Below are 247 nucleotides of genomic sequence, written 5' to 3'. Positions count from 1 at the left end.
CAGCTCGATGATCGGCAGCATCACGGCCAGCACGATCACGAGCACGATGCCGCCCATCGCCAGGATCAGCAGCGGCTCGAGCAGGCTCGTCAGGAACATCGTGCGGCGTTCGAGCTCGCGCGCTTCGCCTTCGGCCGCGCGATCCAGCATCGTCGTCACGTCGCCCGTCGCTTCGCCGGAACGGATCAGGTGCACGAGCACCGGCGGAAACGTCTTCACGTTGTTCAGCGCGCGCGACAGCGCGGAG

1 protein-coding gene is annotated in these 247 nt (G+C 67.2%); it reads right to left on the bottom strand.

Annotated elements, in window-relative coordinates:
- The coding region (locus ACNQQL_RS36230; RefSeq protein WP_347069761.1) for a type II secretion system F family protein at positions 1 to 247 on the bottom strand (247 nt) is incomplete at both ends.

The sequence above is a fragment of the Burkholderia sp. LFS061 genome (assembly GCF_047978125.1).
In the GTDB taxonomy this organism is placed as follows: domain Bacteria; phylum Pseudomonadota; class Gammaproteobacteria; order Burkholderiales; family Burkholderiaceae; genus Burkholderia; species Burkholderia pyrrocinia_C.
This window is presented reverse-complemented; position numbering and strand designations above follow the sequence as displayed.